We start from the raw sequence: 15859 nt of genomic DNA on the forward strand, positions 1-15859 counted from the left end.
TAAGGAAAAATTATGATTTATGAACTGCCATTAACTCAAATTACGGGCAAAATTCGTATAAAAGAAAGACTTACCTTTAGTGATTATGGATTAAGTATCGCACCACTTAAGACCATAGTAAATGAAAGACATTATATAGAATGGCAGATTGGTTATGATAAAATTGCAACTAAGTATAATTTTCATTTTTATGGGGCAAATAAAAAACCTAAACGACTTTATGAACTTAGTGAGATTATTTTTGATTTTTATAAAAATGATATTATTAAAAGAAAAAGTTTAGAAAATATTAAATCTTTTTTAGAAAATAATACCGAGTTAATCGAAGATAAAGCACAAATCAACAGAAGTATTTTTAAGCCTGAAAATATAGCTAATACCCAGTTTTTACAATCTTTTATTTCTTATCCTTTGTTTATTTATAAGGATAAGAATTTTTTAAGTGAGATTATCATTAAAGAAAAACAAAGGGCAGTTGGTATACAAGCTATGCTTTATTTTTGCTTTCCACTTTCTATGCTAAAAAATAAAAAAGAAGAATCTTTTTTAAAGAAAAGCATACAAAGTAAGGAAAAAGGATATTTAGAAATCAATAAAGAAAATATAGATATATTTTTGAAAATGTTAAAAATTTTTGGAATTTTAAGTAAAAATCACAACTATGATATTTTACAAATTTTAAACTTTATGCTTAAAAATTAAATATCTTTAAAATTTTTCCCACCAAATTTTAAAAGAGCGCATCCCCAAGTAAAGCCACCACCAAAGGCATCAAGCAAGATTAAATCCCCATTTTTAAGCCTACCTTCTTCATAAGCATCATTCATAGCCATAGGTATAGAAGCAGCAGAGGTATTGCCGTATTTATGAACGCTAATAACGCATTTTTCATCGCTTAATTTTAGCTTTTCTTGCACAGCCTTAATTATACGCAAATTCGCTTGGTGAGGGATAAAAAGGTCTATATCATCGGCTTTTATATTGTTTTTTTGCAAGATATTTATCACATCACTACTTAGAGTTTGAACGGCTATTTTAAAAACCTCGTTGCCTTTCATTTTCATAGCTAACATTTCTTTTGTAACACTAAATTGAGCCCTTCTTGTGATGAGTAAATCACCATAATTACCATTGCTTGAAGTATGTACATCGATTATAGGATTTTGCGTATCAAGGCTTATTATCCCAGCACCTGCACCGTCTCCAAAAAGTATACAAATGCTTCTATCTGTATAATCCATAATAGAACTAGCCTTTTCAGCACCTACTATTAAGACATTTTTCTTAACCCCACTTTCTACTAAAGCCCTAGCCACATCTAGTAGATAAATAAAACCAGAACAAGCAGCCGAAATATCAAAGGCGGTTATATTTTCAAGTCCTAAATTTGCAGCGATTTTACAAGCAGTTGAAGGCATGGTAAAATTATCAGGGCTAAGCGTAGCAACTACTATTGCATCAAGCTCACTAGCCTTCATACCTGCCCTTTTTAGTGCTAAAATGGCAGCCTTTGTGCCTAAATCGCTTGTTAATTCGTGTTCACTTGCAATATGCCTTTGTTTAATGCCAGTACGTCTAACTATCCATTCATCATTTGTATCTAAAATTTGTTCAAAATAATGATTATCTAAAATTTTTGCAGGGACATAAGAGGCTATGCTTTTTAAACTAGCTTTTAAATTTGTTGAGTTCATTTTCTATTACTTCATTAATCTTGCAATTATAAAAATCAATGGCTTGAAAAATGGCGTTTTTAATAGCCCTAGCATCGCTTTTTCCATGGCTTATAATAACGCAACCATTTACACCAAGTAAGGGTGCTCCACCATATTCTTGCCAATCCATATGTTTTTTAAGCTTTTTAAAGGATTTTTTCATTAGTAAGGCACCCATTTTTGCACCAAAAGAACGTTTAACTTCTCTTTTTAAAATTTGAAAAATCGCCGTTGCTACGCCCTCACAGGACTTTAAAATTACATTACCACTAAATCCATCACAAACTAAGACATCAATACTTCCATTAAAAATATCACGCCCTTCAGCGTTACCTATAAATTCAGGGATTTTTTTCATTAATTGGTGGCTTTCTTTGGTTAGTTCATTACCCTTGCATTCTTCTTCACCATTAGAAAGTAGGGCAAGTCTAGGCTTTGATAAATTCATAATATGCTTTGCATAAACATTACCCATAACGCCAAATTGAAACAAATTTTCAGCCTTGCAATCAGTATTTGCACCTACATCTAAAAGTAAGGTTTTAACTTGTTCGTTTGGCATAAGCGTAGCAATAGCAGGTCTTAACACTCCTTTAATACGACCTAACCTAAGAGTAGCTAGGGACATTGTAGCCCCACTATGACCAGCTGAAACTACAGCTTGTGCCTTATTTTCTTTAACAAGTTCAATAGCCTTATAAATAGTGGTTTCTTTTTGTTTTAAGGCATCAGTTGCGTTTTCTTCCATAGAAAAAATTTCACTAGCTTCTTCGTAACTAATGTATTTTTCTAAATTCTTTGGAATTAAAGGCTTTAAGATTTCAGATTTCCCAACTAGGATAGCATTAAAAGGCTTAGTATGTAAGGCCTGTATTAAGCCATCTATTATGGGTTTTTCTCCAAAATCTCCACCCATTGCATCAATAGCAATGTTTATCATAGATTTTAGTATTCCTTAGTTACAGGATTAACGCGATGAGACATTTTGTAACTTCCATCCTTATCCTTTACAGGTGTTGGAAGACTTACTTTATAATGAGTTCTACGTTTTGCTACGTGAGTCTTGCTCATCCTTCTTTTAGGTACTGCCATTTTATCTCCTTTTTTTAAGTTTCATTACATTTTTGACAATAAAAATAATCGCTTAAATATGCTTCAAGCTCACTTATTCCAAGTTCTATAAGATTTATTTGTCCATCAAAAAATTCCATTACATCACTTGGAGTATGTGTATCATCTTTAAAAATTCCATCACTTGCGAAGAGTTCCAAATTTTCATCTATATCTAATTCTATTTCTTCGCCACATCTATCACAGGGTCTATAAACTACGCCCTGCATGGTAGAGTTAATTTTAACTAAATTTTGATTAACCCTTTGAATTTTGCCATCAAAGACCATATTTTCTAAATTTAAAGTGAAAGGATATGGGGTTTGATTGATTTTAGAAAATTCTATTTTCATTAACTAAGTTCATTTTCTTTAAAAAAGAAATTAATTTCAATTTTTGCATTTTCTAGGCTATCACTGCCATGTACAGCGTTTGCATCTATATTTTCTGCAAAATCAGCCCTAATTGTCCCAGGCTTTGCTTCTTTTGGATTAGTTGCACCCATTAAATCCCTATTTTTAAGCACTGCGTTTTCACCTTCTAAAACAGAAACTACCACAGGACCACTTGTCATAAATTCCACTAAATCATTATAAAATGGTCTTTCTTTATGAACTGCATAAAAATTTTTAGCATCTTCTTTGTTAAGTTGAATTTTTTTCATTGCAACAATTCTTAATCCATTGCTTTCAAAGCGATCTAAAATTTTTCCTATAACGCCCTTTTTTACAGCATCAGGTTTTATTATAGATAAGGTTCTTTGCATTATTTGCTCCTTATTATTTATTTAAGCTTGAAATTATACTTGACTTTGTATTAAATAAAGTTAAATTTTAGAAAGAAAAGCTAGTTTAAAACTAGCTTTTTGAATTTAGGCAAATACAGGAGTATTTGAATTTCTTAAATCAGCACCGATATTTTCACGGCTTGGTTGACCAGTTTCTACGCTACTCCATACTATACAACCCTCGGTTGGACAGGCGCTTGCACAGGCTGGCTGGTCATTGTGTCCTACACATTCAACGCACTTATTTGCATAAACATAATATCTATCAGCACCTTCTGGATTATTTGCATCATCCACTATTGCACCCACCGGGCATTCATCTATACAAGAACCACATGCAATGCATATATCTGTAATCTTTACTGCCATTTTTGACTCCTTTTTAAATTTTGGTTTTGAATTTACATTTTAACACAAGAAATCTTAAAAAATACAAAAATTATTAAATTTTGATAATCAAAAAAATAGTATTTTGATAAGATATATTAATTTTTAAAATTGGTGAATTTTTGTCTGATTTGTCTGAATTTAAATTTTTTTAAAGTTTTAAAGGATATAATTTTGCCGTCAATAAAATTTATTATTTAGGAGAATAAAAATGGTTGTTACAAAAAAAGCGGTTGATTTTACAGCCCCTGCGGTATTAGGAAACAATCAAATAGTTGAAGATTTTAATCTTTATAAAAATATAGGTCCAAAAGGTGCCGTGGTATTCTTTTATCCAAAAGATTTTACCTTTGTATGCCCTTCTGAAATTATTGCTTTTGATAAAAGATATCAAGAGTTTAAAAATCGTGGTATCGAAGTAATCGGCGTTTCTTGCGATAACGAATTTTCACATTTTGCTTGGAAAAACACTCCTGTAAATCAAGGTGGTATCGGTCAAGTACAATTTCCATTGGTTGCTGATTTAACAAAACAAATCGCTAGAAATTTTGACGTGCTTTTTAGCGAAGCTGTTGCTTTACGCGGTTCTTTCTTAATTGATGCAGATGGTACAATTCGCCACGCTGTTATTAATGATTTACCACTTGGTAGAAACATTGATGAAATGGTTAGAATGGTTGATACTATGCTTTTCACTAATGAACATGGCGAAGTTTGTCCAGCTGGTTGGCATAAAGGCGATGAGGGTATGAAAGCTGATCCTAAAGGCGTTGCTGATTATCTTGGTAAAAACGAAGGTAAACTATAAAAATACAAAGTCCTTTTTTAAGGACTTTTCACTTCTTTAAAATTTCTTTTATAAAATTTCACTTTTAAAACTTTAAAAACAAATTTTATGTAGTTTTATATGCTATAATATTTGCAATTTTGATTAAAATTTAAGGTGCAAAATGGCAGCTGATGACCAAGAAAAAACAGAAGAACCCACGTCCAAAAAGATAAATGACGCTAGAAAGGAAGGCAATGTCCCAAAAAGTCAGGATGCAAGTGCTGTTACTACATTGCTTGTGGCTGTTGTCGTATCACTTTTCACTATAGGTTATATGGGCGATAGGATTAGTACTCTTTATAAATATTATCAAAGTTTAATAGGGCTTGAAGTAAATGTTCATTTAATACAATCTGTTATGATTAAAACTATGCTTGAAGTTGCCTTAATGGTAGCACCTATTTTTATTTGCATTATGATAGCTGGAATTTTTGGTAATGTTATGCAATTTGGCTTTATATTTACCACTAAGCCTATAACTCCAAATTTAAATAAGATGGACCCTATTAAGGGCATTAAAAATCTTTTTTCTATGAAAAAGCTTATTGAAGGTGTGAAGATTATTTTAAAGGTAGGAACTATTTTTACGATTGCTTTTATAGTGCTTTTAAATTTTATGAGAGAATTACCTAGGGTTGAATTATATGACCTTATTTCGCAAATGTATTGGCTTAAAGAAAAGGCCATTATTTTAGCTGCAATCGTAATTATCGCTTTTATAATTATCGCTGTAATTGATATATTCTTAGTCCGTTTCCAGTATTTTAAAGGGCTTAGAATGAGTAAGCAAGAAATAAAGGACGAATATAAGCAAATGGAAGGAGATCCTCAAGTTAAGGGCAGAATTAGACGTTTGCAAATGGAGGCTGCAAGACGTAGAATGGTGCAAGATGTAGCTGGTGCTGATGTTGTTATTACTAACCCTACTCATTATGCTGTTGCCTTGCGTTATGATAGAACCAAAGAACAAGCCCCAAGGGTAGTGGCTAAGGGGGTAGATTATTTAGCCTTGCGTATTAAGGAAGTAGCTTATGAAAATAATGTTATTATCTATGAAAATCCTCCACTTGCAAGAGAACTTTATAAGATGTGCGATATAAATGATATTATCCCAAGGGAAATGTTTAAGGCAGTTTCTGAGGTCTTTAAATTTGTTTATCAAGCAAATTCAAAGGGTCGCCTTGCTACTCAATTTAGACAAGAACACCAATAATTAAATATTTGGCTTTTGATTGATTGCCAAGATAATAACTTCTGGCTTTGCTATTTTTTTTATCTCATCAAGAGGTAAATTTAGCATTTTTTCATCATTATAAATATAAAGTGTGTTGTTTGAAAAGGCAAAATTTATTTTTTCTTCATTTAGACTTAAAATTTTTGCTAGGGCAAGTATGAAATTTAACCACATAAGTACGGGAAGTTTTGGTAATAATTCCTTAAAATTATTTATATAATAAGGGTTAAGTTTTTTGCCATTAAAGCGAATAATACTTGCAATTAATGCCTTTTCTTGGTGTGAAAAACCATAATTTAAGCTATTTAAAATAAAATAAAAAGAATGTTCATTAGCAAAATAAAAATCCAAATACTCACCTATATGACAAAGCTTAGCAGCGTTTATAAGGCTTGTTCTAAAATGAGTTTGTAGTTTATGCAAGGGATTTAGGGCGTTAAAAATTTGCAAGGCAAAATGTGGAGTTTTTTTATCTCCGTGTAAAAATCTATCTTGCAAGCATTTAAGACTTGTATTAAAATTTGCAGGAAATTTATTTGCAGGTCGCAATAAATCTTGCAAATAAACGCCCTCTCTAATGCCAACTCCACTTGTAATAACTTGTTTAATTTTAAGTTTATCAGCTATCTTTAAAAAGATCAGGGTGCCCTCTTTTATAGTATCAAAACGTTCTTTTTTAATGCCATAATTTATTAAATCATCAAAATCAGCGTTTAAAATTTTATTGACATGATTATATTCAGCCTTAAAATCATATCTAAAATCGTGTAAATTTTTCAAAGGATAAGAATTTTTTTGCATAATAGAATTTGAAATCGCTCTTAGACTACCTCCAATTGCTATTAGATTATCATTTGCAAAATTTGCAGGGATTTGCTCTAAAATAGGCTTTAAAAAATCATCAAGGCTATCTTGCTTTTTGGTATCGTAAAATAATTCTTTAAGCCTAACTGTTCCCACGTCAAGTGATATAAAATCAACAATTTTACCATTTTGTATCAAGCATAATTCACTAGAACCTCCACCTATGTCAAGAGTGGTGGCATTTTTAAAAGAACTTAGTAAATTTAGTGCAGCAAAGCCACCTAAAAAAGATTCGTTTTTGCCGTCAATCACTTTTATATTTAAGCCAAGTTTATCTTTGATTCTTTTTACAAAATATTTAGAATTTGGTGCATCTCTAAGGGCTGAGGTACCAACTATAAAAATTTTTTTACACTGGTGTTTAATTGCCCTTTGTTTAAAAAATGCTAGTGTATCTTCTGCCCTTTGCATAGGTTCTTCTTGCAAAACCTTGCCATTATTATAGGCATTTTCACCAAGTCTAACCTTTCTTTTATACTCATAAGTAGTGAAAAATCCATACCTTGAAGTTTTTTCAAAGACAACCATTCTAATGGAATTTGAACCAAGGTCCACAACAGCGGTTTTTTTTGCCATTAATACTCTTTATTATGGCTTTTAAGACGCAATTCTTCGATTGTTTCTATATTGTCAGGGTCTGCTATAATACACTCATAAGGACAAGCCACTATACAAGCAGGTTCTGAAAAATCATTCACACATTCAGAACAAAGGTCAGGGTCAATCACATAAATAGGACTATTTTCATAAATTGCCTCGTCAGGACATTCTTCCCTACAAGCATCACAGCAAACACAATCTTTTGTTATTAAAAGAGACATTGTTACCTTTCATGAAAAAAATTTTAGCAAAGTTTATACAATAATAAGACTTAAAGAAAATTTAAATTTTTGCAAAATTGATTGTGTTGAGAATTTATTGAGAAATTTGCACCAAAAAAGGTGCAAAATATTTTAAGCTTTTTTAGGAAAGCAAAATCTATAACCCCTACGACGAACTGTTTCAATAGTAGAGATATTTAAAGGCTTATCCATTTTTTGACGAATTTGATTAATGGCTACTTCTATCACATTTGGAGTAACAAGTTCAGGCTCTTCCCAAATAGCATCCAAAAGCTGTTCTTTAGATACGATTTGATCAGAATGTCTTGCTAAATGCGTAAGTACCTCAAAAGGCTTACCCTTAAGCTCAATTTCTTGTCCTTTATAGGTGATTTTTTCTTCATCTGGGTCTATTATTAAATCTTCTATTTTAATAATATTTGTACCACCCATTCTTAATCTAGCCTCAATCCTTGCAAGTAAAATATCAAAATCTATAGGTTTTTTGATAAAATCATCAGCCCCAAGTCTTAGCATTTCAATTTCTGTTTCCTTGTCTGTTTTAGAAGACATAATCAAAACAGCAGTGCGTGGAGATTTATGCTTAATAGTATTTATAAGCTCACTACCATCGCCATCAGATAAATTCCAGCTTATTAAAACTAAATCATAATGTCTAATACCAATGAAGTATTCACCATCTTTGAAATTCTCGGAATTATCTGTTTGATAGCCATAATCACTAAGATTGTTAATAATTGCCTTGTTCAAATGAAGGTCATCTTCTATTACCAAGATTCTCATTTTTTATCCTTATTAAGAAAATTTTAAAGGATTGTAGCAAATTTAAGTTAATGTTTAAGTAAATTATAAATTTTTTAAAAGAATTTTTTAATTTTTGCCCCAACCCTTGTATTTTTAAGGATTTGAGGCTTATAGGTAATGATTTTTAAATAAGAGAGTTCATTAAAATTATTTTTTAAGTTTTCACTAATAAATTTAAGAGATTCTTCAATAGTATAAAATTTTTCTTTCTTATAAATTTTTTTAATCTCTTTTGCTAGCTTTGCATAATCTAAAAATGTGTTAGACTTTGCAGAAATTTTTACTATAATTTTTTGTTTTTTCTTGCGTTCAAAATCAAGCATTCCTATTATACATTTAAATTTAAGCCTTATTCTTATATCACTTTGCATTCTTCTTTAAAGACCAATCTTTTTATATTTGGAATGTGCTTGTAAAAGATTATAAAAACTATGATTATAACGGGTGCGTGCGTGTCAATTACAGGCATTTCATAATGATAAATAAAAGAACAAATTATAAAGGTAAAAATGGCAACTAGCGAGGCAAGGGAGGAAATTTTAAAAATTTTTCCTATTATAAACCAAGCAAAAAGGGCACTAAGTGCTTCAAGTGGTAACATTACAAGCATTGCCCCAACCCCTGTTGCTATGCCTTTTCCACCATCAAATAATAAATAAATTGAAAAACAATGCCCAAGTATAAGCAATACAGCCACTGACCATAATAAGCCTTCATCAAAGCCTATAACTTTCATCACAAGCAAGGGAATAAAAGCCTTAGCAAAATCAAGTAAAATAGTAGCAATTGCAAGTTTTTTTGCTAATTTTGGATTATTTTTTTTAACAACCCTTAATACATTTGTAGCCCCTATACTTTGAGAACCATCCTTTCTAATGTCTAAATTTGCAAATTTCTTAGCTATTATCAAACCAAAGGGAATTGACCCTATCAAATAAGCAAGGGCGTAAATTATCAAATTTTCCATTTATTAACCTTATAAAATTTTTCTAAATTATAAGATAAAAATATAAATAAACAAAGTAAATTACCCAACCACTAAAAATGGTTGGGATTAAGATTAAAGTTCAGGTTTTGGTGTCTTATCAGTAGAAATAGGTAGTTGAGGATAGCTAATATCTGGTTTTTTACCTGTTAAAGTGCGTAAAAATACTTCGATTTTAGCTGCTTCTTTATCGTTTATATTAATGCCAAGTTGCACACTTCCCATTTCTTTAATAGCATCTTTTAAAGACCAAATAGCACCATTATGAAAATATGGGGCAGTTTCTGTGATATTTCTTAAAGTAGGAGTTTTAACCAAACCATTTTCATCGCCTTTAAAATCTCCTAAATTTGCAAATTTATACTTTCCAGCCACTTCAAAAGCTTGCATAGAACCACCCAAATTTACACCAGTATGACAAGCTATACAACCCTTATCTATAAACAATTTAAGTCCTGCTTGTTCATCCTTGCTAAGAGCTTTTTCATTACCATTTAAAAATTCATCAAAGCGAGAAGGGGTAATAAGTGTTCTTTCAAAATTTGCAATTGCATCGGCGATATTGTCAAAGCTTACGCCACTTTTTCCATAAATTTTCTTAAATTCAGCTACATATTCAGGCAAAGAAGAAATTTTTTCAACAGCTAATTTTGCAGGAGTTGCCATTTCAGGTTCTGCCTCGATAGGTCCTTTAGCTTGGTCAGCTAAATCACCAGCTCTACCATCCCAAAATTGAGTAGTATTTAAAACAGAATTATAAACGGTTGGAGAATTTAAGTGATGAGGATTTGACGCCCATTTATGCCCAACTGCAGCACTAACACCATCAGTTCCTCCAAGTCCTAAATTATGACAGGTATTACAGCTTATAATCCCACTTTTTGAAAGTCTTGGTTCAAAATAAAGTTTTTTACCAAGTTCAGCCTTTTCAATGCTAAATTCACTTGCCTTAACATTGTTTTCTTTAAGAATTTCATCAACTCCCTTTTGGTCACTTGGCAGTGCAACTAAACCAGAAGATTTTGCCTCTTCTATTAAACTAGCGCCAAATACGCTAGAACAAGCTACCATCAATGATGAAGCAATCATAAATTTAATTTTCATTAAAAACTCCTTAAAATTTGATTTAGAATTGAGAAATTATTATATTTAGTATTGTCTTAAAGAAAGATAAAAATTATTAATTGAATATATTTATTAATAGATATTCTTGAAGATAATGTTTCTATAAATTATTATTTTGATACAGATAAAATTAAAGATTTTTTAAATGATAGTGATTTTAAAATAAGTCAAAAAAAAGAAAAAAAGATTATAAAGCTATTTGATTTACCAAAAGAAGTGCATAATGATTTAGAACGACAAAGAAGAGTATATTCTATATGGAATTTCACTCACTGTATTAGCAAGGTCCGATACAACAAAAATATATATTGAAAAAAATGGAATAAAAAAAATTAGAAAAATAACCCCTGAGGAGAATTTCTATATACAAGGCTTTGATAAAAAATTTGTCAAAAATATTAAGGATACTGGCATAAGCGTGGCACAAATGTATAAGCAATCAGGAAACGCTGTTAGTCCACCAGTTATATCTAAAATCTTAATTACTTTAAATGAAAAGTATAAAAAATGATGATTAAATTTATAGATTTATTTTGTGGTCTTGGTGGTTTTAGAATTGCCTTTGAATCCTTTGGGGCTAAGTGTGTATTTTCTAGCGATATAGACAAATATGCTGGGCAAACATATAACTTAAATTTTGGCGAATATCCAAAAGGAGACATAAGCAAAATAAACGAAAAAGATATTCCTAACCATGATATTTTATGTGCAGGATTTCTATGTCAACCATTTAGCATTGGTGGCAAAAGACTATGTTTTGATGATGCAAGAGGAACTTTATTTTTTGATATATTAAGAATACTTAAAGAAAAAAGACCCTCTGCTTTTTTTAGAAAATGTGGCTGGAATATGCAGTCATGATAGTAGAAGAACAATTAAAATTATAATAAATTCTTTTAAAGAAATTAATTATCAACCTATTTTTAAAGTAATAAATGCCAAAGATGTAGATTACTCTCAAAATAGGACTAGGTGGTATTGTGTTGGATTTGATAAAAGTATATTTAAAAATATAAATGATAGTTTTGAATTTGCTTTTCCAAAAAAGAAAAATCTTAAATATAGTGTTGATTCACTGATTGAAAATGTGGTATCAAATAATTATTTAAATACAAAAATTTGTCAAAATAATATTTTAACCCATATTGATAAATTTAAAAAAAGTAAGCGATTTAATAATAAATATATACTACTAGCTTATGAAGTTAGAAAATCTAGGTGTAATTTTAGATGCGATGGGATATCACCATGTATAACAGCTAAAATGGGTACTGGAGGAAATAATGTACCTATTGTTGTTGAATAAGGAAGAAAATTAACCGAAAGGGAATGCCTAAGAATTATGGGTTATCCCGACTCCTATCTTATTAAAGAAAATTTTCATCAAAGCTATAAACAAATTGGAAATAGTGTTGTAATTCCAATAATAAAAGACATAGCCAAAGAAATTATAAAAATTATAAAAAGTCAAACAAACCTATGATAATCTCTAGGTCTAAATTCAATAGTATACTTTTCCTTGCTACGACCAGCCCCCGTAATAATGGAAAAATCATTTAATTCATTTTTATGCAATTGTCCATTTTCATATATAAAGATGTTAATAAAAATGGCAATAAACAAGAAAATAAATTTAACTCACCATATCTTTTATTATTTAAATATGATGAAATTTCAATTTAATTGCTAAATCCATGTACATTGCTTGCCATAATAAATTTCTCCAAAAAAGCTTAATCTCTTTTTATAATACCAAATTTATAGCATTTTACGCGAAAAAGTATGAATTTTTAAGTAAGTTTTATAAAAAATTGATAAAATTACAATTTTTAAAAAAAGGGTTATAAATGCACTTCTTGCAAAGCTTAGCTTTAAAATATTCTCATATAAAAATGCAAAAGGATTTAAATAAAAATTTAAATATAAGTTTTAATACAAATGAAGATTTTAAAATTCCTACAAAAAAAAGCTATATGCTTTATATGCATATCCCATTTTGCCATACTTTTTGCCCATATTGTAGCTTTCATAAATACTATTATGAAGAAGAAAAAGCTAGGATATATTTTGAAAATTTACGCAAAGAACTTCATTTTATAAAAGAAAAAGGCTTTGATTTTCATACCTTATATGTTGGAGGTGGGACTACTTTGATAAATGAAAATGAGCTTTTAAAAACCTTAGAATTATGTAAAAAGCTTTTTAATATAAAAAAAATATCTTGTGAAAGTGACCCAAATCATATAAGTATAGAACAACTTAGTAGATTTAAAGGCTTAATAGATAGATTAAGCTGTGGGATACAAAGCTTTGATAATGAAATTTTAAAAAAGATTACAAGATATGAAAAATTTGGAAGTAGTGAAATTTTACAAGAAAAATTAAGCAAGGCTATAGGAGTCTTGCCTATTTTTAGCATAGATTTAATCTTTAATTTTCCAAACCAAAATAAAGAAATGCTTTTAAAAGATTTAAATATAGCCAAAAGTCTAAGTCCAAATCAAATAACTACCTATCCATTAATGAAGTCAAATTTAACTAAAACAATCATTACAAAAGCGTTAGGTACCAGTTTAAAAGACAATGAATTTGAATTTTATAAGATAATTTGTGAATTTTTTAAGGATTTTAAGCAAAATAACGCCTGGTCCTTTGCCTTGCAAAAAAGCGATTTTAATGATGAATATGTAAGTTCAAATAACGAATATGTAGGCGTTGGAAGTGGGGCTTTTAGCTTTTTAAATAATAGACTTTTGATAAATATATTTGATTTAGATGATTATACAAAAGCACTTTTTGAAAAAAAAGACGCAAATATAGCTTATGCGAGTTTTGAAAAAAAAGAAATTTTAAAATATCTCTTTTTAACAGAACTTTTTTCAAATAAAATAAATATAAATGCTTTTAATACTATGAAAAATTGCAATTTAAAAAAAGTGTTAAATTTAGAAATGAAGGGCCTAAAAGCTTGTAATGCTATCATAGAAGAAAACGATAATCTTATAAATACTGATTTTGGAAAATATTTATGCCTAACATTAATGAAAGATTTTTATATAGGAATGGATAAAATAAGGGCTGTGTTTAGGGAAAATAAGCACATTTACACAAAGAATAATATAAATATTATGAAAGCAAAACTCTCTTAAAAAGGTCTTGCAATCATAACAATAGCAATTACTATAAAAATAAGGGTTGGAATTTCATTGTAAGCCCTAAAAAACTTACCACTTTTTTTACAGCTATCATTTGCTAAGCTTTTTAAAGATAAGAAATTGTGAAAATGATACAATAAAAGTAGCACTACGCATAAAATTTTAACATGCATAAAACCAGCACCCTTTAAAAGAGCTGGATTAGCAATTAACATTAAAATTCCAGTTATCAAGGCTACAATCATAGCAGGGCTTTGAATATAATAAAAAAGCTTGTATTCTTGAATCTTAACAACCTCAACAAAGCCTTTATTTTCAATGTGTTCAACATGATAAACAAAAAGCCTTGGTAAATAAAAAAGCCCTGCCATCCATGAAACAAAGGCTAGATAATGAATAACCTTAATCCAAATATAATACTCATATAACATTTTAATCCTTTTTAAACATAAAAATTTAAGACTTTGAATTTTTTCTAGTTTTTATAATATTTTGAATCTTTTTTTTATTTTCTTCAAAAGTAGAGTCAAATTCATTATTTTCTTTTTCCTTTTCTATAGGATAAGATTCAAGCAATAAATTTGAAGAACCAAGTATTAAAACATAACGTTTTTCATTGTAATCTATGATAACAAATTGATTATTTTTATCAAGAGGTCTTTGAAAGCTTATGTTAAAGTCTTTAATGCCAAGGACGTTTTTATAAGCCACCCTTCTTTTAAACCACCAAAGCACCAATAATAAAAGCACCAAAATAGATATTATCAAAACATAGTTTAAATAATCAAAATTTGTATTAACTTGCTGCTTGGTACTAACCTTGTCAATATCAGCTTGAAGTGGCTTTTCTACTAAATCTAAATTTGGCGTCGGCAAAGCTTGAGAACTTTGAGATAAATTTTCTTCTGTCTTTGGAACTATCCTTATACGAAAGCCTAAATTATCAGCAATGCTTGGCAATACTTCTATATCTTCTTTACTTTGAAAGATTATATAGGTATTGTTATTATCCGAACTAATCTCCATTTTATCTAGCAATTTAGACTTAAAGCCTTTTTTTTCCTTTGTAGCATAGGTAGCATCTTTTAGGGTTAAAAGCGTGAAATTTTTATCCTTTTGCTTGATAACCTCGCCACCAAAAGCACTATCAAAAGAAAGCATTATATCAACTCTTTCATTCCTATCATAAATATTATAACCTACTATTTGTGCCCCAAATAATGGCAAGGCACATATTAAAAACAATAAAAATTTCATTGAATTTCTTTTTTAAAATATTGAAGCACAGTTTTTGAATCTAAAATTTCATTAATTCTAATGGCGAGATTTTTTTCATAAACCATAACCTCGCCCTTACCAAAAATTCTCTTATTAATATACACCTCAACGCTCTCACCAGCCGGTTTTTCAAGATCTATTACAGAACCAACCTCTAATTTTAAAAGTTCAGCCACGTACATATTTGTAGTACCAAGCTCACTAACAAAATCAACGGTTATATCTAAAATATCCTCATAAGATTCTAAAAGACCATGTGGGTCGTCAAGTACATTATCATCACTCATGATTTCTTATAGCCTAATCTAAATGCGTGTCCATTTATACCATAAGTAATTGATTTTTCAAGTACTATGCTTGAAAAATCAATCCTGCCTAAATACTCAGGAATTCCAAGCTTATAAGCATCATCGCCCTTAATATCGTTTAATAAATTTTTAGCATAACCTACTATTTGATTTGCACATTCTTTTATTAAATCACACCAATCATCTTCTTTAAATTTATTATTAGTAATAAGCACATCAGCAAAAATCTTTAAGGCCTCTTTTGGAAAGAAAAGATAAAAGCTATACTCACCTTCTTCACCAGTAACTGGTATAGAAGCACCATATAATTCACCACCTATACTATCCATCTCAGTAATATGCAATCTTAAAATATGCTCACAAAAATGCGTAGTTGAGTACTCTAAAATCTTTATCATAGTAAAACCACCTTTAAAAAAACTCTTTGCTTGAAATT

Annotated in this window: 22 protein-coding genes and 1 pseudogene; 7 read left to right on the plus strand and 16 right to left on the minus strand. The window is 29.7% G+C overall.

All coding sequences use genetic code 11. From position 1 onward, the window contains the following. Window positions 1-12 precede the first annotated feature (12 nt). Window positions 13-702, plus strand: a complete 690-nt coding sequence (locus tag FMM56_RS03120; RefSeq protein WP_150151367.1) for a R.Pab1 family restriction endonuclease — start codon at window positions 13-15, stop codon at window positions 700-702. On the opposite strand, the gene FMM56_RS03125 is transcribed toward FMM56_RS03120, so the two are convergent. The 6 genes from FMM56_RS03125 to FMM56_RS03150 form a co-directional block, all read right to left on the minus strand. Further along, window positions 699-1694 (minus strand): beta-ketoacyl-ACP synthase III, encoded by a 996-nt coding sequence (locus FMM56_RS03125; protein WP_150140009.1) that lies wholly within the window; start codon window positions 1692-1694, stop codon window positions 699-701. The genes FMM56_RS03120 and FMM56_RS03125 overlap by 4 nt on opposite strands. Continuing rightward, entirely contained in the window at window positions 1669-2655 is a 987-nt protein-coding gene (gene plsX / locus FMM56_RS03130; RefSeq protein WP_150206156.1) for a phosphate acyltransferase PlsX, read from the minus strand. The genes FMM56_RS03125 and plsX overlap by 26 nt, the downstream gene beginning before the upstream one ends. A gap of 5 nt (window positions 2656-2660) precedes the next feature. After that, a complete protein-coding gene (gene rpmF, locus FMM56_RS03135; RefSeq protein WP_150140011.1) occupies window positions 2661-2807 on the minus strand; it encodes a 50S ribosomal protein L32 in 147 nt (48 codons plus the stop codon). A 14-nt stretch (window positions 2808-2821) separates the two neighbouring features. Next, window positions 2822-3178: a DUF177 domain-containing protein gene (locus tag FMM56_RS03140; RefSeq protein ID WP_150140012.1), complete on the minus strand. Its 357-nt coding sequence runs from the start codon at window positions 3176-3178 to the stop codon at window positions 2822-2824. Further along, window positions 3178-3591: a nucleoside-diphosphate kinase gene (gene ndk / locus FMM56_RS03145; protein WP_150140013.1), complete on the minus strand. Its 414-nt coding sequence runs from the start codon at window positions 3589-3591 to the stop codon at window positions 3178-3180. The genes FMM56_RS03140 and ndk overlap by 1 nt, the downstream gene beginning before the upstream one ends. A gap of 105 nt (window positions 3592-3696) precedes the next feature. Further along, window positions 3697-3981, minus strand: coding sequence for a 4Fe-4S binding protein (locus tag FMM56_RS03150; protein ID WP_150140014.1), 285 nt, complete (start codon window positions 3979-3981; stop codon window positions 3697-3699). Between the two features lie 229 nt (window positions 3982-4210). Here FMM56_RS03150 and FMM56_RS03155 point away from each other — a divergent pair, with 229 nt between their 5' ends. Beyond that, window positions 4211-4807 carry a peroxiredoxin gene (locus FMM56_RS03155; RefSeq protein ID WP_150140015.1) on the plus strand — a complete coding sequence of 199 codons (597 nt, stop codon included), beginning with the start codon at window positions 4211-4213 and terminating at the stop codon, window positions 4805-4807. Between the two features lie 142 nt (window positions 4808-4949). Then, on the plus strand, window positions 4950-6041 hold the full coding sequence (gene flhB / locus FMM56_RS03160) for a flagellar biosynthesis protein FlhB (protein WP_150151364.1): 1092 nt from the start codon (window positions 4950-4952) through the stop codon (window positions 6039-6041). On the opposite strand, the gene FMM56_RS03165 is transcribed toward flhB, so the two are convergent. From FMM56_RS03165 to FMM56_RS03190, 6 genes are all read right to left on the minus strand, one after another. Beyond that, complete coding sequence (locus tag FMM56_RS03165) at window positions 6042-7502, minus strand: Ppx/GppA phosphatase family protein (protein WP_150140017.1); 1461 nt, start codon at window positions 7500-7502, stop codon at window positions 6042-6044. Beyond that, the gene (locus FMM56_RS03170; RefSeq protein ID WP_150140018.1) at window positions 7502-7747 is read right to left on the minus strand and encodes a YfhL family 4Fe-4S dicluster ferredoxin; all 246 of its coding nucleotides are present in this window, start codon (window positions 7745-7747) and stop codon (window positions 7502-7504) included. Before FMM56_RS03170 ends, FMM56_RS03165 begins: the two co-directional genes overlap by 1 nt. Before the next feature lie 132 nt (window positions 7748-7879). Further along, window positions 7880-8551, minus strand: a complete 672-nt coding sequence (hsrA, locus tag FMM56_RS03175) for a homeostatic response regulator transcription factor HsrA (RefSeq protein ID WP_150140019.1) — start codon at window positions 8549-8551, stop codon at window positions 7880-7882. A gap of 74 nt (window positions 8552-8625) precedes the next feature. Next, window positions 8626-8943, minus strand: coding sequence for a dihydroneopterin aldolase (locus FMM56_RS03180; protein WP_150151361.1), 318 nt, complete (start codon window positions 8941-8943; stop codon window positions 8626-8628). After that, window positions 8928-9539 carry a glycerol-3-phosphate 1-O-acyltransferase PlsY gene (gene plsY / locus FMM56_RS03185; protein WP_150140021.1) on the minus strand — a complete coding sequence of 204 codons (612 nt, stop codon included), beginning with the start codon at window positions 9537-9539 and terminating at the stop codon, window positions 8928-8930. The genes FMM56_RS03180 and plsY overlap by 16 nt, the downstream gene beginning before the upstream one ends. Before the next feature lie 93 nt (window positions 9540-9632). Beyond that, on the minus strand, window positions 9633-10646 hold the full coding sequence (locus tag FMM56_RS03190; protein WP_411675290.1) for a cytochrome-c peroxidase: 1014 nt from the start codon (window positions 10644-10646) through the stop codon (window positions 9633-9635). A gap of 343 nt (window positions 10647-10989) precedes the next feature. On the opposite strand from FMM56_RS03190, the gene FMM56_RS09390 reads away from it, so the two are divergent. The 4 genes and pseudogenes from FMM56_RS09390 to FMM56_RS03205 all read left to right on the plus strand — a co-directional run bounded on the left by FMM56_RS09390 (window position 10990) and on the right by FMM56_RS03205 (window position 13831). Then, on the plus strand, window positions 10990-11193 hold the full coding sequence (locus FMM56_RS09390) for a DNA cytosine methyltransferase (RefSeq protein ID WP_411675291.1): 204 nt from the start codon (window positions 10990-10992) through the stop codon (window positions 11191-11193). Next, on the plus strand, window positions 11190-11543 hold the full coding sequence (locus FMM56_RS09165; RefSeq protein WP_263312606.1) for a DNA cytosine methyltransferase: 354 nt from the start codon (window positions 11190-11192) through the stop codon (window positions 11541-11543). The genes FMM56_RS09390 and FMM56_RS09165 overlap by 4 nt, the downstream gene beginning before the upstream one ends. Beyond that, a pseudogene (gene dcm / locus FMM56_RS09170) lies at window positions 11521-12165 on the plus strand (DNA (cytosine-5-)-methyltransferase). Before FMM56_RS09165 ends, dcm begins: the two are co-directional and overlap by 23 nt. Window positions 12166-12529: 364 nt before the next feature. Further along, the gene (locus FMM56_RS03205; RefSeq protein ID WP_150140023.1) at window positions 12530-13831 is read left to right on the plus strand and encodes a coproporphyrinogen III oxidase family protein; all 1302 of its coding nucleotides are present in this window, start codon (window positions 12530-12532) and stop codon (window positions 13829-13831) included. On the opposite strand, the gene hemJ is transcribed toward FMM56_RS03205, so the two are convergent. From hemJ to FMM56_RS03225, 4 genes are read right to left on the minus strand one after another with little or no spacing between them, the layout of a single operon-like run. Next, window positions 13828-14268, minus strand: a complete 441-nt coding sequence (gene hemJ / locus FMM56_RS03210; protein WP_150140024.1) for a protoporphyrinogen oxidase HemJ — start codon at window positions 14266-14268, stop codon at window positions 13828-13830. The genes FMM56_RS03205 and hemJ overlap by 4 nt on opposite strands. Window positions 14269-14293: 25 nt before the next feature. Continuing rightward, window positions 14294-15094 (minus strand): hypothetical protein, encoded by an 801-nt coding sequence (locus FMM56_RS03215; protein WP_150151358.1) that lies wholly within the window; start codon window positions 15092-15094, stop codon window positions 14294-14296. Then, complete coding sequence (fliN, locus tag FMM56_RS03220) at window positions 15091-15402, minus strand: flagellar motor switch protein FliN (RefSeq protein ID WP_150140026.1); 312 nt, start codon at window positions 15400-15402, stop codon at window positions 15091-15093. Before fliN ends, FMM56_RS03215 begins: the two co-directional genes overlap by 4 nt. Further along, window positions 15399-15821 carry a hypothetical protein gene (locus tag FMM56_RS03225; RefSeq protein WP_150140027.1) on the minus strand — a complete coding sequence of 141 codons (423 nt, stop codon included), beginning with the start codon at window positions 15819-15821 and terminating at the stop codon, window positions 15399-15401. The genes fliN and FMM56_RS03225 overlap by 4 nt, the downstream gene beginning before the upstream one ends. Window positions 15822-15859: the final 38 nt, after the last annotated feature.

Origin of the sequence: Campylobacter sp. LR264d, from assembly GCF_008633895.1 — a bacterium.
In the GTDB taxonomy this organism is placed as follows: domain Bacteria; phylum Campylobacterota; class Campylobacteria; order Campylobacterales; family Campylobacteraceae; genus Campylobacter_D.

Coding starts and splice junctions, on each gene's coding strand:
- FMM56_RS03190 (WP_411675290.1), bottom strand. CDS start 10,646: ATGATTGCTTCATCATTGATGGTAGCTTGTTCTAGCGTATTTGGCGCT.
- flhB (WP_150151364.1), top strand. CDS start 4,950: ATGGCAGCTGATGACCAAGAAAAAACAGAAGAACCCACGTCCAAAAAG.
- FMM56_RS03215 (WP_150151358.1), bottom strand. CDS start 15,094: ATGAAATTTTTATTGTTTTTAATATGTGCCTTGCCATTATTTGGGGCA.
- plsY (WP_150140021.1), bottom strand. CDS start 9,539: ATGGAAAATTTGATAATTTACGCCCTTGCTTATTTGATAGGGTCAATT.
- FMM56_RS03120 (WP_150151367.1), top strand. CDS start 13: ATGATTTATGAACTGCCATTAACTCAAATTACGGGCAAAATTCGTATA.
- FMM56_RS03180 (WP_150151361.1), bottom strand. CDS start 8,943: ATGCAAAGTGATATAAGAATAAGGCTTAAATTTAAATGTATAATAGGA.
- plsX (WP_150206156.1), bottom strand. CDS start 2,655: ATGATAAACATTGCTATTGATGCAATGGGTGGAGATTTTGGAGAAAAA.
- hemJ (WP_150140024.1), bottom strand. CDS start 14,268: ATGTTATATGAGTATTATATTTGGATTAAGGTTATTCATTATCTAGCC.
- FMM56_RS03150 (WP_150140014.1), bottom strand. CDS start 3,981: ATGGCAGTAAAGATTACAGATATATGCATTGCATGTGGTTCTTGTATA.
- rpmF (WP_150140011.1), bottom strand. CDS start 2,807: ATGGCAGTACCTAAAAGAAGGATGAGCAAGACTCACGTAGCAAAACGT.
- FMM56_RS09165 (WP_263312606.1), top strand. CDS start 11,190: ATGATGATTAAATTTATAGATTTATTTTGTGGTCTTGGTGGTTTTAGA.
- FMM56_RS03125 (WP_150140009.1), bottom strand. CDS start 1,694: ATGAACTCAACAAATTTAAAAGCTAGTTTAAAAAGCATAGCCTCTTAT.
- fliN (WP_150140026.1), bottom strand. CDS start 15,402: ATGAGTGATGATAATGTACTTGACGACCCACATGGTCTTTTAGAATCT.
- FMM56_RS03225 (WP_150140027.1), bottom strand. CDS start 15,821: ATGATAAAGATTTTAGAGTACTCAACTACGCATTTTTGTGAGCATATT.
- FMM56_RS03205 (WP_150140023.1), top strand. CDS start 12,530: ATGCACTTCTTGCAAAGCTTAGCTTTAAAATATTCTCATATAAAAATG.
- ndk (WP_150140013.1), bottom strand. CDS start 3,591: ATGCAAAGAACCTTATCTATAATAAAACCTGATGCTGTAAAAAAGGGC.
- hsrA (WP_150140019.1), bottom strand. CDS start 8,551: ATGAGAATCTTGGTAATAGAAGATGACCTTCATTTGAACAAGGCAATT.
- FMM56_RS03165 (WP_150140017.1), bottom strand. CDS start 7,502: ATGGCAAAAAAAACCGCTGTTGTGGACCTTGGTTCAAATTCCATTAGA.
- FMM56_RS03155 (WP_150140015.1), top strand. CDS start 4,211: ATGGTTGTTACAAAAAAAGCGGTTGATTTTACAGCCCCTGCGGTATTA.
- FMM56_RS03170 (WP_150140018.1), bottom strand. CDS start 7,747: ATGTCTCTTTTAATAACAAAAGATTGTGTTTGCTGTGATGCTTGTAGG.
- FMM56_RS03140 (WP_150140012.1), bottom strand. CDS start 3,178: ATGAAAATAGAATTTTCTAAAATCAATCAAACCCCATATCCTTTCACT.